10 protein-coding genes and 3 tRNA genes are annotated in these 14,144 nt (G+C 57.0%); 8 read left to right on the plus strand and 5 right to left on the minus strand.

What is annotated here, in order from left to right:
- Positions 1 to 64 precede the first annotated feature (64 nt).
- Positions 65 to 148 (minus strand) — tRNA-Ser (locus WBL42_RS05750).
- A gap of 41 nt (positions 149 to 189) precedes the next feature.
- Positions 190 to 1,947 (minus strand): RNA-guided pseudouridylation complex pseudouridine synthase subunit Cbf5, encoded by a 1,758-nt coding sequence (locus tag WBL42_RS05755; RefSeq protein ID WP_424720314.1) that lies wholly within the window; start codon positions 1,945 to 1,947, stop codon positions 190 to 192.
- 86 nt (positions 1,948 to 2,033) lie between these two features.
- Between WBL42_RS05755 and WBL42_RS05760 the strand changes: the two genes are divergently transcribed.
- The 4 genes from WBL42_RS05760 to WBL42_RS05775 all read left to right on the plus strand — a co-directional run bounded on the left by WBL42_RS05760 (position 2,034) and on the right by WBL42_RS05775 (position 5,568).
- Positions 2,034 to 3,272, plus strand: a complete 1,239-nt coding sequence (locus tag WBL42_RS05760; protein ID WP_424720315.1) for a tripartite tricarboxylate transporter permease — start codon at positions 2,034 to 2,036, stop codon at positions 3,270 to 3,272.
- Between the two features lie 105 nt (positions 3,273 to 3,377).
- On the plus strand, positions 3,378 to 4,241 hold the full coding sequence (locus tag WBL42_RS05765; protein ID WP_424720316.1) for an RNA-processing protein: 864 nt from the start codon (positions 3,378 to 3,380) through the stop codon (positions 4,239 to 4,241).
- The gene (locus WBL42_RS05770) at positions 4,238 to 4,855 is read left to right on the plus strand and encodes a fibrillarin-like rRNA/tRNA 2'-O-methyltransferase (RefSeq protein ID WP_424720317.1); all 618 of its coding nucleotides are present in this window, start codon (positions 4,238 to 4,240) and stop codon (positions 4,853 to 4,855) included. The genes WBL42_RS05765 and WBL42_RS05770 overlap by 4 nt, the downstream gene beginning before the upstream one ends.
- Positions 4,852 to 5,568, plus strand: coding sequence for a DUF1614 domain-containing protein (locus WBL42_RS05775; protein ID WP_424720318.1), 717 nt, complete (start codon positions 4,852 to 4,854; stop codon positions 5,566 to 5,568). Before WBL42_RS05770 ends, WBL42_RS05775 begins: the two co-directional genes overlap by 4 nt.
- Before the next feature lie 101 nt (positions 5,569 to 5,669).
- Here WBL42_RS05775 and WBL42_RS05780 read toward each other — a convergent pair.
- Positions 5,670 to 5,742 (minus strand) — tRNA-Gln (locus WBL42_RS05780).
- Between the two features lie 66 nt (positions 5,743 to 5,808).
- On the minus strand, positions 5,809 to 6,534 hold the full coding sequence (locus WBL42_RS05785) for a thymidylate synthase (protein WP_424720361.1): 726 nt from the start codon (positions 6,532 to 6,534) through the stop codon (positions 5,809 to 5,811).
- A gap of 638 nt (positions 6,535 to 7,172) precedes the next feature.
- On the opposite strand from WBL42_RS05785, the gene WBL42_RS05790 reads away from it, so the two are divergent.
- From WBL42_RS05790 to WBL42_RS05800, 3 genes are all read left to right on the plus strand, one after another.
- Positions 7,173 to 10,175, plus strand: coding sequence for an MEMAR_RS02690 family S-layer glycoprotein (locus WBL42_RS05790; RefSeq protein WP_424720319.1), 3,003 nt, complete (start codon positions 7,173 to 7,175; stop codon positions 10,173 to 10,175).
- A 202-nt stretch (positions 10,176 to 10,377) separates the two neighbouring features.
- A complete protein-coding gene (locus WBL42_RS05795; protein WP_424720320.1) occupies positions 10,378 to 11,901 on the plus strand; it encodes an AMP phosphorylase in 1,524 nt (507 codons plus the stop codon).
- A 40-nt stretch (positions 11,902 to 11,941) separates the two neighbouring features.
- A complete protein-coding gene (locus tag WBL42_RS05800; RefSeq protein ID WP_424720321.1) occupies positions 11,942 to 13,330 on the plus strand; it encodes a carboxypeptidase regulatory-like domain-containing protein in 1,389 nt (462 codons plus the stop codon).
- Between the two features lie 246 nt (positions 13,331 to 13,576).
- Here WBL42_RS05800 and WBL42_RS05805 read toward each other — a convergent pair.
- A tRNA-Arg gene (locus WBL42_RS05805) sits at positions 13,577 to 13,648 on the minus strand.
- A 57-nt stretch (positions 13,649 to 13,705) separates the two neighbouring features.
- On the opposite strand from WBL42_RS05805, the gene WBL42_RS05810 reads away from it, so the two are divergent.
- Positions 13,706 to 14,143 (plus strand): dCTP deaminase, encoded by a 438-nt coding sequence (locus tag WBL42_RS05810; protein WP_424720322.1) that lies wholly within the window; start codon positions 13,706 to 13,708, stop codon positions 14,141 to 14,143.
- The last annotated feature ends 1 nt before the right edge of the window (position 14,144 follow it).

Below are 14,144 nucleotides of genomic sequence, written 5' to 3' on the forward strand. Positions count from 1 at the left end.
TCCGGAACTGTGGGGGGGGTATACCGGAGACCCCCCCTGTTCAAAACCATAAAAACAACAGGAACGCTGAGGGGGGGAATTGAACCCCCGAGGCACTTTCGCACCACAGGCTTTCCAGGCCTGCGCCCTACCGCTAGACTACCTCAGCAAAAAGTGTATCCTATTTGTATGCCGGGTATTTTTTTAATGCTATCCCCTCTTCCGGAACCGGTTGTCCGGTCTCCGGTCGGATCTCCCGGGCTGCCTGCGGTCCGGCCGCTGCCCCGGTCTCCCCTGAGGTTTTGTCTGCGGCTTCTTCGGGTGCTTCTTCTTCTCGGGCCAGACCTTGTCGGATTTTGTCCAAGTGCGCGGGTACGTGCCGGGCGCCATGAAGACCGTGGTCGGTGCGATAACGAGCCCGGTATCGCCGGGTCTGAACGATGCCGATGGCACGAGCGCCTGCCCGAGGCAGATGAACTCCTGCTTCTGCGAGAGAACAGCAACCGTCTGGCCTTTCTCAAACGGCATCGCGCTGATCACACCGAGGCCCGCGAGTTTTGCACCATGGCAGACCGCATCGATCGCGGCATCGCGGATCACTACGAGCGGGAGCTCGGGCACGGCCTTGTCTACCGAGAGGACGATCTTTTCGAGTGCCGATCGGTCGCCGTTCCGGGCCGCGACCGCTGCGTCCTGCACCTCGTGGAGCGTATACATGCTCTCCGCGGTGAACGACCCCGACCGGGTCCGTATCAGCTCCACCATGTGCGCCCCCACACCGAGAGCGAGCCCCATGTGGTGGCAGAGCGAGCGGATGTAGGTGCCCGCGTCGCACTCCGCCCTGAAGAGGACGAGCCGGTCCTGAACATCGAGGATCTGCAGGTTCCTGACCTCACGGATGCGGAGGTTGCGCTTGACCGCGCTCTTCCGGGGCGGGCGCTGGTAGAGCCTGCCGGTGAACTCGGCTGCCATTTCGTCGATTCTTGTCCGGTCCACTTTCCCGTGCAGCCTCATTAAGCAGACATATTCCTTGTCATGCTGGAGGAGCAGGGGAGCGAGCCGCACCGCGTTGCCGAGCATGATGAGCAGCACGCCGGATACCTGCGGGTCGAGCGTTCCCGAATGGCCCACCTGGCAGCCCAGCATCTTCCCCACCCACGCTGCCACCTCGTGACTTGACGGGCCCCGTGGCTTGTCGATGACGATGATCCCCGCATGGCTCCAGAGATGGACCGGTTCATTTGGTCCCGCTTCATCATGTCCCGTGTGTACTTCCATCCTAAATTCCCCCCGGGTTTCCATGTACGCGTTGAGTGCTTTAAGCGTCCCCTCAAGTGACCCGTCTCCCACGACTTGGGGGTCCGTGCCACCCGAGCGCATTGCGGCGGCAGTAATGTCGCCGATTGCCATAACGAGCAGGCCGGGACGGGGGGTCCAGCGGGCCTTTGTGTATGACATGGCACTCGTGAAGAGGATCGCGTTCGCATCGCCGGTCGCAAGCTCTTCACCGGTCGGCTCGAGGCCGTAGCACCGGAACTCGTGGACTATAGCCCCTGCTGCCGTGATCGCATCGAGCAGCGCCGGGTTCGGCACGTCTGCCCGCGGGATGCCGATGTGCTTTCCCGTTACCCATTCGCCGAGGTACGGAATGAAGTCCTTCGAATAGAAACTGCCGAGCGTTTCGCAGATGACATGGTGCTGTTCCAGTTCCTTTGCCGTCTGGGGCCCGATCGCGATGACCCGGGGAAACGTCCTGAGACGGGGGGCGATGATCTTCGCCGGCAGGGCGCTCGTGAAGAATATGCAGTCGAACTTCCCGTCATGCACGGCTTCGACAAACGCCGTAATCTCCTTCTCGCGGATTTCGGACCGGAGCGGGTGGACGCTGTAGCACGCGTGCCCGTATTGTGCACAGCGGGATGCGTCGCTCTTCTCCTTTCCGGCCAGGCGGGTGACGGCAATCTTCAACGGGGGCCTCCTCGTGATAGTATTCGCGGTATCATGATGGTATGCATTTCGGTTGATTTATGTCCATTCTCCGTGATCTCTGATCCATGATGGATATCCTGCCTGGCACCCTCCCGGGCATCCTCCTCGGTACCTTCCTTGGTATAGCCCTCGGTACTGCCAGTGGGATCATCCCGGGCGTGCACTCCAATACGCTGGCGGGCATCCTCCTGAGTCTCCAGGTTACTCTCCTCGCCCTGCTTGGCCCGGTTGCTCTTGCCTGTGCGATGTTTGCCGCCCTCATCACCCATACGTTCGTGGACGCAATCCCAAGCACCTTTCTCGGTATCCCCGACGCCGATACGTCCCTTTCGGTGCTGCCCGCCCATGCACTCTGCCTTGAAGGAAACGGGGAGGAAGCGGTCAGGATCGCGGCGCTCGGCAGCGCAGCGGCGATCGTTATTGCCGTCCCGCTCTCACTTCTCTGTTTTTACCTGCTGCCGGCCCTCCAGCCGTATTTCGACTGGTGGATCGGACTCCTCCTCCTCGCAACCGTCGGCTACATGATCGTCACGTGCGACGCCCCGTCGTGGGCGCTCGGGTTGTTCCTCGTATCAGGCATGCTCGGGATGTTTGCGCTCCGGAACGCGTTTCTCAGCTGGCACCTGCTCGCCGGGGGGAGTGCTATCCTGATGCCGCTCCTCACCGGGCTATTCGGGATCTCGGTCCTCCTGACCGCGTCGCGGGGGACCGTACCGGCCCAGCAGTTCCGGGGGATCCGCATGGAGAATAAGACTGTTGTGAAGTGTTCGATTCTCGGCACTGTTGCCGGCATTGCTGTGGGTTGGCTTCCCGGTCTCTCAACGGCATCAGCCAATGGCGTACTCGCCTCGGTGATCGGGTACGAGAAGGACCGGCGGGCATATATCCTCGCCACCAACGCAGCGAATACGGCGAATGCGTTCATCGGGCTTGCCGCCTTCTTTGCGCTTGACCGGATGAGGAACGGGGTGATGGTTGCGATCGCCGAACTCCCCCTCCCGTCCTTCAGTGACCTGATGGTGGCCGGTGTTCTGGCGTCCTGTATTGCCTATTGTATCACCCTGTACCTCTCACGCTCGGCGCACCGTCTTGGGGGTTTCGACAGCCTGCTCCTGAACCGCATCGTGATCGTCTTTGTCGTGCTGCTGAGTATCGTCCTCACGGGGCCGTTCGGGATCCTTGTCCTGATCCTTGCCACGGCACTCGGGCTCGTCCCGCATTTCATAAATTTGCCGAGAGTTTATTGCATGGGCGCCATAATGGTTCCCGTAATGCTCTACTCCTTTGGCATCGCGTGGGCCTGACCGGCGGCATCTTCCGGCATTTTACGGATTAAAACGTCCGGTAACACCCGGCAATTGTCCGGTGATATGTGATCTTTATTGCCGCAGGCGTCCTTATTGTTCTCCATGCGATCCTACTGGTTCGGGGATGTCATCGAAGGGGGGTGTATCCCGTCCGAGGGAAATACGGAGGCCCGCGTGCGGCGTGTGCATTTGCTCCGGACCATGATGGATGATTTTGTTCCTCTTATCTGGGAGGACGCGGTTGCCTGCGGTATCTGTCGGGACCGGGCCGAATATATCGCATTCCTCCGCGAGGTCTGTTTTGCCGCCGCGGAGATGGAGATCCGGGAACAGTACGCAGGCAAGGACGTGGAACTCCTTCAGATGGTGAGGACGCTCGACGAGATGGACGAACTGATCAACCGGCTCTCCGAGCGGGTGACTGAGTGGCACCAGGTGCGTAACCCCTCGTTCTCCCGCAAGTACCGCAGGACTCCTGCACACGTGCTCGTGAAGAATATCGCCCGGAGCAACAAGGGCGCCCTCGGGAGGGTGGCGGTACATATCGAGGAGTTCTCGGACGCGAGGACGGAGCTTGCAAAAGAGGTCTCGAACCGGGCAAATCGCGTTCTGCCTAACAGCAGTGCGCTGATCGGCGGGCTTGTCGCTGCCCGGCTGATGTCCCATGCAGGCGGGCTCATGCCCCTCTCACGGATGCCGGCGAGCGCAATCCAGGTGCTGGGTGCCCGGACCGCCCTCTTTGCCCACCTGCGGACCCATTCCCCGTCTCCCAAGCACGGGATCATCTTCCAGCACCGGAGGGTCCACAATGCGCCGCGGGAGGTACGGGGGAAGGTGGCCCGGGCCCTTGCCGGCAAGCTTGCGATTGCCGCACGGCTCGATTATTTCCGGGGCGCTCCTGTTCCGGAGTTCCTTGAGAAGGCACAGGCCCGGATCGACCTGCTGGGCGGAAGTGAGGAAGAATGATCCGGATCGGTGACGTGCTGGTATCGGAAGGCGAGGGAAATGTATACGGCGAGCGGATGCTTGGGGGGGCCCGTGTCTGGGACCCGTTCCGGAGTAAGCTTGCTGCCCTTTACTACGCGGGCACCGGTATTGAACTCCTGCCTGGTATGCGGGTGCTCTATCTCGGCGCGGCAAACGGGACCACCGTTTCGCATGTCGCGGACTATACGGAAGTGGTCTACGCAGTCGAGTTTGCCCCGCGACCTATGCAGGACCTGCTCGAGGTGGCCCGCAGGCGCAAAAATATTGTTCCCCTTATGGCGGACGCGTCCCGCCCCGAGTTGTATGCCCCCTTAGTTGAAGCAGTCGACCTGCTCTATCAGGACGTGGCACAACCCGACCAGGCAGCGATCGCCATCCGGAACTGCACATTCCTGCGGCCCGGCGGTCAGCTCATCCTCATGCTCAAGACCCGGAGCGTGGACGTGAGAAAACCGCCGGCCGAGGTGTTCCGGGAAACGGTTGACGCCCTTGTCGCCGCAGGACTTGCGGTGCAGGAGAGTGTCTGGCTTACTCCGTACCACCAGGACCATGCGGCGATCGTCTGCACAAAACCGGATGGGGGGGATTCATGAGCGACGGCGTACGGCTGTATTCGGCAGGGCCGCTTTCCATCATCGCTCTGATCCTGCTCATCGGCTTGGTCATCCTTGTCATCCCGCTCCTCTTCCTCGGGCTTGTCGGTGCAGCTTTCACCCGGCTCGGTTTCTCCTGGATTGCGGCGCTGGCAGTTGTCCTGCTGATGCTCTTTGGAAGTTTCATCAACATCCCGCTCTATACGATCCGGCGCGATATGATCCGGGCCGGGACCGGGGAATTCTCCTTTGAGAGTGCGGCTGCACCGTGGGCACCGCAGCCGGTCTGGGATACGGCGATCTCGGTCAACCTGGGCGGTGCGGTCATCCCGGTCCTTGTTTCCGCCTACCTCCTGTACAGGGCAGTCGGGGTACTGGGGACCGCGATACTCGGGCCTGTCGGCGCCGGCATCGTGATCGTCGCAGCCATTGCCTACCTCGCAACGCGTTCGGTGCCCGGGTACGGCATCAAAGCGCCCCTCTTCATCCCCGGGCTCGCGGCACTTCTCTGCGGGCTCCTGCTGACCGGGGGCACCGGTCTTTTAGCCGGCGTGACGGCATTTGTTGCCGGTACTGCCGGTACCCTGCTCGGTGTCGGCATCGGGTGGCTCCCCCGGGTAAAAGATCTCGAAGTGCCCCAGGTGAGCATCGGCGGGGCCGGGATGTTCGGTGCGATCTTCCTTGCCTGCATCCTGTCGGCGCTGATCACGTAATGATCACGTAATCTTCTCCGGTAAACCGCATGGATGACAAAAGAAATTCCACGTGCCCTAATCAACGAATACGGACACGAAAAGTGCGACCTTAAAAGAAGTAGCCCGGAGCAGATTCGAACTGCTGTCGGGGGATCCAGAGTCCCCCATGATTGACCGCTACACTACCGGGCTGCTGACCCATATTTTTTGCAACTGTTGCTTAATTAAGGTGACGGAGGGCCGGGTGAAGCCCGGAATTCATACCGTCATGGCCCGGTCACAGCGCTGGCAGGCCCGGCAGACTTCACGCACCGGCTGGATCAGTTTTCCTTTGCCGCAGAAGGGCTCGATATCGTGGGCGTCGCGGATATAGTAGATGTGGGGGACGAGCGAGATGTGCGTATAGGTCCCGCAGGGGATCCCGAGCTGGTCTGCTATGGACTTCTGGAGCCGGACAAGGGCATACATGTTTGCCCCGGCGGCAGTCAGCATATCATTGGAGCGGAAGATCACCCGCATGCATAGTTTCCCGTCCCGCACTATGCACTGGACGAGCTGGAGGCAGGGGCAGTCGTCGAGTTTCTCATCGATAACCGGGTTCCAGGTGATGGCGATCGCCCGGCGCGAGACCGGGGATGATCGCAGTTTTTCCACAATATAGGCGACCTGGTCCACGTGCACCGGCTGGCCGTCAACGGCGAGGCGCTCGCCCCAGTCAAAGAGCCGGCCATGATAATCGTACTCGAAGTTTGCATGGGAGCCGTGCAGCAGGTCTTTTGCGTACTGCTCCACGAACTTCTGCTGGAACCGGGAGTGCGGGCTGACCGACGGTTCTGCAAGCGGGGTGTCGACCTGCAGGGCTACTTCCTCGAACTCGACTGTCGCCTCCTCGTCTTCCGTATGCAGCACCCGTCCTTTCTCAAGGATCATCCTGATGACCTGTTCGTGCGCCCCTCCGATGCTCGGTGCCCGGATAACTCTCATGCCCCAGATGTTTGTCATTACTTCTTGTATATTTGTTGAATAGTTCCCGGCATGCAGGGCCGGTGGGATACTACTTAGTATGCTGAGAACCCGGCACGGATCGCAAACCCGTACTACCACTTCCGGTTACGGGCGGATCTTTCAGGAATATTAAAGGAGCAACCCTCCGCCCCGGCTCCTGCCGGCATACGTTCAGTGCATGCACAGGATACTTATGAGCATGTGGTGCCGGACCGGTCCAGGTATACTACGATCCGGGTATACTATCATGCATTTATACCCGGAATTTCAATGACCATAAGAGTACAGTATAGTACAGTTTGCTGTATATTGTACTATAGAGCGGTGCGCGTGATATATACGAAAGACAGGCAACGCATCGGATCGGCTCCTGGACGGAATGGGGCCAAATAGTGAAGAAAAAAATACATTAAAATGCCCGGATTGAAAAACGGGGAGCATTTCACTCCTGAAATGACCCGTAAAAACAACCACAAAGGATATATTGGCTCTTTTACAAATACTGTTTCATATTCCGTCTAAACGGAGTATGGGGCTCGCAGAATCGTTATTCGGCATTTGTCGAACACGGTTCTCGGCTTGCAATGTATGATGTAAACTTTGGAGGAATTGAACACATGACTAAGCGATTAACTATTGCACTGGTTGCAGTCGCTCTGTTCGTACTGCTTGCAGTAATGCCTGCAGCAGCAGTCTCGAACGGAACGGTCATCAACCAGGGAGCAACCATCTTTATTGGAGAGCAGGGCCTTAACGTGACCCACGCTCTGAACCAGGCAAATGCCGTAGCCGCCATCGACTCGGTCCCGACCTTAACCAGCATCGGCTGGTGGGCATCGGCAGCAGCCATCACGACGACTGCACCGTCCCAGACTGTCAATCTGGCAGGTCAGTACTCCGCGTTTAGTGTTGCCCAGCAGAACTTTGTCGGCTACACCGGCAACTGGTATCTCCTGACCGCTACCGGGCAAGTCTCCCAGCATGTTGTTGGCACCCCGGATCTTGTCTTCGTTGTTGCAGACCCCGCACTTGACATTGGTGTCTGGGACTACAACCAGGCAACCGACGTGACCGGCACCTCAGTCCCGCAGGGCGAGAACCTCGGGTTCACGATCAAGACCAACATGGTCATGACCGGCACACTGCGCTCTGACCTGATCTACAACAATGCCATCGCGATCAATGCGTCTGAGACCAATTCCGGATTAACTGGCTTCTCAACCGACTCCACCGGTGTCTGGTCTAACGGTACCACACCAGCAACCGTGTTCCCGATTACGTACACCAACACCTCCTACGCATCAGGTTGGGTTACTACGTACGGCTATGCACCAACTTCGATTTCTACCGGTGTAGCTACCTTCTCCGGTGCAGCCACATTCACCGGCCCTGTATATACTGTAGCAACAGCCACGCCATCCACTGCATTGAACCCGGCGACTGACGGATTCATCAACCTCAAGATTAAGGACCAGACCGGAGCAACCCTGACCGGGCTCATCAACGCATCCGGCAGCCCCTCCGACGTCATTCCGCTCATCAACCAGTACGTCAACCAGCAGCCATTCTACTGGCCCTTCAACGTCAACAACGGTATCAGCTACTGGAAGACTGACGCACTCAATGCAAACAGCCAGTACGCATACCCGGTTGGCACCTACACTGTCTGGGCAGAATCAGCGCTCAACAACATGAAGGACAACTACAAGAACTCCGGAGCAGACTACACCGGCAAGACGATCTCGCAGACCTACACGATCTCGCTCGTCTCCAGCACGGTCAAGATTGAGGCCAACCAGGACTCAGTCGTCCGCTCCAAGTCCTTCTCGGTGACAATCACCGGTAAGCCAAGCACCCCCTACTACCTGTGGGTCAAGGGTACTTCCTCAATGGACAGCACCTACGACAACCAGGCACCGTCAATCAACGCAAACCAGAACGGCGTCTTCCAGGACCCCGCTGTTGGTGTCGTACTCCCCAACTTAACCGTAGACTACCCGATTGGTGACTACCAGTACCAGAACGGTGCACACAAGTCCATCCGCCAGGATGTCGCAACTGATGCAGTCACCGGTATGAATGCCACCGAGTACTACGCACTGGTTAACACTTCAACCGATGGCACCGCCACCGTTGGATGGGTCACCACCAACTGGACCAAGGCACAGCAGTACACCATCCGTGTTGAGCAGAACTTCCCGATCTCCACCAGCGGCTATGGTTCAGGATACCAGGCAGCAGGCAGCTCCATCAAGAGCGATGAAGTTGACATCAACGTCCAGAAGGGCGCAGTGACGATCGTCGCAGCAGGCGACCAGTCCTACTACCTCGGCGAAGAGATCGACTTCTCCGGTACCAACACCGAGTCTTACCAGACCTACCTGTACATCATCGGCCCCAACCTGCCGACCAACGGTGCACAGATCCAGAACTCTGACCCCAGGAACAACAAAGTAGTAGACGGTGACGCATCCACCTTCGAGGCAGTGTCTGTCAACGGTGACAACACCTGGTCCTGGAAGTGGGGAACGTCCAACTATGCACTCGATGCAGGTACGTACACCATCTACGCAACAAGCCAGCCCAACGACGCAAGCGACCTGCAGAACACAGCATACGGCACGGTTTCCATCATCATCAAGAAGCCGTTCGTCTCTGCAACTGCATCCCAGTCCACCGTCGCCAAGGGTGACAACATCTTCATCACCGGTACCGCTGAAGGCCAGCCCTCAGCTGTAGCAGTCTGGATCCTCGGCAAGAACTATGCCCAGAGATACACAACTGCAGTCAACAGTGACGCCTCCTTCTCCTACGAGATCAAGCAGGAAGTCACCAAGACCCTCGCCAGCGGCCAGTACTTCGTCGTTGTCCAGCACCCGATGCAGAACAACATCTTTGATGTCGACCTCGACACCAACACCGCAAGCTCAACCTACGGCTACGTTATCAACCGGAAGCTGCAGGCACAGGGCGGCACCGGCACAGCAACTGCAATCTTCCAGCTCCTCGGCGCTGGCAGCCTGCAGGGATCCGACGCAGCTGAAGCACTCGCAGTAGGTATCGACAACGCAAACGTCGACGATACATACACCAAGCTCCAGTTCCTCGTCGAGGAACCCGTCATCCAGATCGACTCGATTGGCGACAAGCACGTCGGTGACAAGTTCACCATCACTGCAGCGACCAACCTTGCAGTAGATGACGAAATCCTCGTACAGATCTACTCATCATCATTCAAGCCGACTGACAAGAGCCAGAGCGGTGAGTTCAGCGGCGCAACCGGAACCGTCAAGGTTACCCAGGGCAGCAGCGGCATGAACCTGATCTCGTTCGATGTTGACTCCTCAACATTCAAGCCGGACGAGTACATCGTTACTGAATCCGCAGTTATCCAGGATGCAACCGGCACTGCACTGTTCAACGTGCTCGAGACCTCTGCAACGACAGTGGCCCCGACCTCAGTTGTAACTGTAGCTCCGACCACCATGGCAACCGAAGTTCCGACCACAATGGCAACCGCAATCCCGACAACCGTCCCGACCAAGTCACCCGGTTTCGGTGCACTCATTGCACTGATCGGCCTTGGCGCAGTTGCATTCGTTGTTGTGCGCAGGCACTGAACTAAAATCTAAACATTTTTTTTAAGAGCAGTATTTCAGCCGGGACTGTAACGGTTCAGCAGAGCGGCTCCGGTTTTTATATTCACGGCCGGTTCAGTATCGTTGGTTTCGTTCTTCGCGGGATCTTTTTAAGACCAGAGCGGCTAACGTAGATCTGAAAGACGTTCCATCCTGCGTTTTAAGATCCACAGAGGTGCAGACAATGAAACTGATCGTGAAAATTCTTGATATTGCAACACGAGGTGTCCTTCTCAACCGCCTTGATGCCCGGAGCATGGGTGTCCTCAACGGTGATCGCATCCAGGTAATAAATCCGAAAAATGGCGTTTCCGTGACGGCATTTGTTGAAACCACGTCAACCATCACTGAGCAGGGAACGCTTGGCGTTTATCGTATCACAAACGAGCGCCTTCACCTGGACGAAGGTGCCGGAATTGAGATACGTGAAGCCGGCAGGCCCGCATCCCTTGATTTTATCAAAAAGAAGATGGATGGCGGCAAACTCAACAAAGAGGAGACCCTCACCATCATCAAGGATATTGTCAGCGACGAGATCTCGTCTGCTGAACTCACGGCATTTATCACTGCGTCGTATATCAACCCGCTCGATATGAATGAAGTCGAGCACCTCACCCGGGCAATGGTCGAAACCGGCGAGCAGATCAAGTTTGCCTCCAAGCCTATCGTGGATAAACATTCGATCGGCGGAGTTCCCGGGAACAAGATCTCATTCCTCGTGGTACCTATCATTGCCGCAAGCGGTCTCAAGATCCCCAAGACCAGCTCCCGGGCGATCACCGGGGCAGGGGGCACTGCCGACCTCATGGAAGTCCTCGCCTTTGTCGAATTCACTGCCAGTGAAGTGCAGCAGATGACCGATAAGGTCGGGGGGTGCATTGTCTGGGGCGGGGCGACAAATATTGCACCGGCTGATGACCGGATCATCATCCAGGAATACCCGTTCAAGATCGATGCCCGGGGCCAGATGCTGGCGAGTGTGATGGCAAAAAAATTTGCCGTTGGCGCAAACCTCGTGGTCATCGATATACCCGTGGGCCTGCATACCAAAGTAGCCACCATGCAGGACGGGAGAAAACTGGCCCGGGAATTCATCGAACTGGGCGAACGCCTGGGCATGAAAGTGGAATGTGCTCTCACCTACGGGGACATTCCGGTTGGTCACAGTATCGGCCCGACACTGGAAATCCTCGAGGCCCTGCGGGTACTCGAAGGCTCGCCGGAACCCAACTCGTTCATCCAGAAGAGTCTCTCGATTGCCGGGATTGCACTGGAGATGGCAGGAAAAGCCCAGCGGGGCAGCGGCGTTGCCGTGGCACAGGATCTTCTCACCAGCGGCAAAGCACTGGAGAAACTCCGCCAGATCATCGAGATGCAGGGCGGGAATCCCCAGATCAAATCATCCGATCTCACCGCCGGCGAATACCAGTACGTGGTCAAATCCCCGGCATCCGGGTATGTGATCGAGATGAACAACGAGTCCCTCATCTCCCTTGCACGGACTGCGGGGGCCCCCCACGACCGGGGAGCAGGCATCCTGCTGCATGCCAAAAAAGGAAAACTGACCAAGATGGGAGAGCCCCTCTTTACGATCTATGCTGACCGGAACTGGCGTCTCCAGAATGCGATAGAAGAGGGAAGGCGTCTCATGCCGGTGCTTGTTGAGGGCATGCTCCTCGACCGGGTGCCCCCGGTGTCAGAGATTTAGACCGATGTGCTGATATATGAGCAGGTGGCGATAATTTATCATGTATCATCATCGCCTTCGTTTCCTATTTTCCCTGCTGCTGGTGGTCCTTCTCTGCAGCTCGGTACAGGCAACGGACCTGCTGATCAGCGTGCAGGATAGTATTGACAACACCTCCATTCCCCATGCCACGGTGTTTATCAACGGTGCCAACTACGCACTGACCAACAACAACGGACAGGTACTTCTCACAGCAGGCACCGCTAACCAGGACATCAAAATCTCCATGGACGGGTATACCGACTGGGAACAGATCGTGGACATGAATACCACCATGCTGATGGTCAACCTGACCCGTAAGACCCTCACCCTCACGGTAAACCTGTACGATTCTGACACTCTCGACCCAATCACCGGTGCAAACATTACGGTCAACGCCCTGAATGCATCCCAGATGAAACAGACGGATGCGACCGGCGCTGCCACATTCGCGGTAACAGGAGCAACCCTCTATTCTGTGGACATCAGTGCTCCCAATTACCAGGAACACAGCGATGTTGTTGACATAGGATCGGAGAACCAGGTAGTCCAGTACAAACTGCTCTCCGGCAACAGTTTCTCGTTTGTAGTCAAAGACAAGGACACCGGGTCCGCGGTTTCCGGGGCCGAGATCCGTCTCAATACGATACTTGCAGGGAAAACGGATGACCGCGGTATTTTGATTACCCCGGTTACACGCGGGCAGAGTTATGTCCTTGAAATCATAGCGCCAGGATATACCCCCTATACCGAAACACGGACCATCAGCAGTACGGATGCGATCTATACGGTAGACCTGGCAAAAGCCGCTGTCGGGGCCTATATCTACGTCAACGATGAGAACAAGATCCCTCTGGGCGGTGCGGATATCTATGTCAACGGGACGCTTTCGGGATCCTCGAATGATTACGGGAGAATGAGTTTCCCGAACCTTGTTGCCGGCGATTATCTGATCGAAGTCAGGAAATCCGGATATGTTTCGCAGAGCCAGGCCATTTCAGTATCCGACCAGAACCAGGACTATTCCTTCACCCTGCCCTTTGAAGATTCAGCCACGACCATCTTCGTCCAGGACCAGGACCAGAAGATTGTACCGAATGCTACCATCGCCATCGATGGGATGCAGGCAGGTGTCACTGATGACAACGGCCAGCTGACCGCACATATTAAATTCAATACACCGGTGAATATCACGGTGAGTAAAGACGGTTACCAGCCGGAATCTGTCCAGAAGGAAGTAATTCAGGGTAACAGTACCGCATCGGTCAATATTGTGCTGAATCGGAACCTTGACTGGGGACTTATCATGATGATCGCCATGGGTGTGATCGGTGTCCTTATCCTCTTTGCCGCCATCCGCATGTTCGGCCGCAGGAAGCGCCGGCATGTGGTGAGAAGGAATGAAATTTAATCAAAATACCTTTTTTTCACTCAAAAAATTCTGCAGTAACGAATCCGGATAATGATTGCCGGATTAAATTTGGGGTACTACGGAGGGTCAATCTTGCCACGAGTTCGTTGATAGCGATGGAATTTTTCGGGCGGTGCGGTAACTCCCCGTTTTTATTGTCTGGCACCGAACTCAAAATATCAGAGATTCAACGGATATCCCCGGGAACGATCCCATCATTCTCTGGATAATATGCACAATAAAAAACGGACCCAGCGGGAATCGAACCCGCGTCCTTGGGTTCGAAGCCCAAGAGGATATCCTCTACCCCATGGATCCTTCTCATCTTCTTTACATCAAAAGCTATTAAGTATTTTCTACCGATAAACTACTAGAATGATCTTATCAGCGTCCGAGATTGCCCGCCGTCTCGACCAGGATTCCCCCATGGGAAAACTGGTTGTCAGACCCTATCATAAGGAATCCCAGCAACCGGCATCCTATGATCTGCGGGCCGCTTCCGATATCGCACTTCCACGGGGAACCTGCACGCTTGTACCCACACTGGAATGGGTGGAGCTCCCTACCGATCTTGCAGGAACCCTCCGGTGCCGGTCATCGTTTGGCAGGAAGGGCGTTCTCCTCGGGGCCGGGTTTGTCGATCCGGGATTCCGCGGGCAGCTCACCTTATGCCTGACCAACCTTGGGGCCCGTGAGATTATGGTGCAGAAGGATGACCGGGTCGTGCAGATGATCCTGCATGAGGTCCGGGAAGGCAACCATGGTTACTCCGGCCGTTACCAGGACAGCCATGGTGTCGTGGAGGCGAAATGAC

Origin of the sequence: Methanoregula sp., assembly GCF_049686655.1 — an archaeon.
Taxonomy (GTDB): Archaea; Halobacteriota; Methanomicrobia; order Methanomicrobiales; family Methanospirillaceae; genus Methanoregula.

Bases quoted from the DNA above. Each gene is read 5' to 3' on its own strand.
- WBL42_RS05760 (WP_424720315.1), top strand. From the start codon at position 2,034: ATGATGGATATCCTGCCTGGCACCCTCCCGGGCATCCTCCTCGGTACC.
- WBL42_RS05785 (WP_424720361.1), bottom strand. From the start codon at position 6,534: ATGAGAGTTATCCGGGCACCGAGCATCGGAGGGGCGCACGAACAGGTC.
- WBL42_RS05770 (WP_424720317.1), top strand. From the start codon at position 4,238: ATGATCCGGATCGGTGACGTGCTGGTATCGGAAGGCGAGGGAAATGTA.
- WBL42_RS05775 (WP_424720318.1), top strand. From the start codon at position 4,852: ATGAGCGACGGCGTACGGCTGTATTCGGCAGGGCCGCTTTCCATCATC.
- WBL42_RS05810 (WP_424720322.1), top strand. From the start codon at position 13,706: ATGATCTTATCAGCGTCCGAGATTGCCCGCCGTCTCGACCAGGATTCC.
- WBL42_RS05800 (WP_424720321.1), top strand. From the start codon at position 11,942: ATGTATCATCATCGCCTTCGTTTCCTATTTTCCCTGCTGCTGGTGGTC.
- WBL42_RS05795 (WP_424720320.1), top strand. From the start codon at position 10,378: ATGAAACTGATCGTGAAAATTCTTGATATTGCAACACGAGGTGTCCTT.
- WBL42_RS05765 (WP_424720316.1), top strand. From the start codon at position 3,378: ATGCGATCCTACTGGTTCGGGGATGTCATCGAAGGGGGGTGTATCCCG.
- WBL42_RS05790 (WP_424720319.1), top strand. From the start codon at position 7,173: ATGACTAAGCGATTAACTATTGCACTGGTTGCAGTCGCTCTGTTCGTA.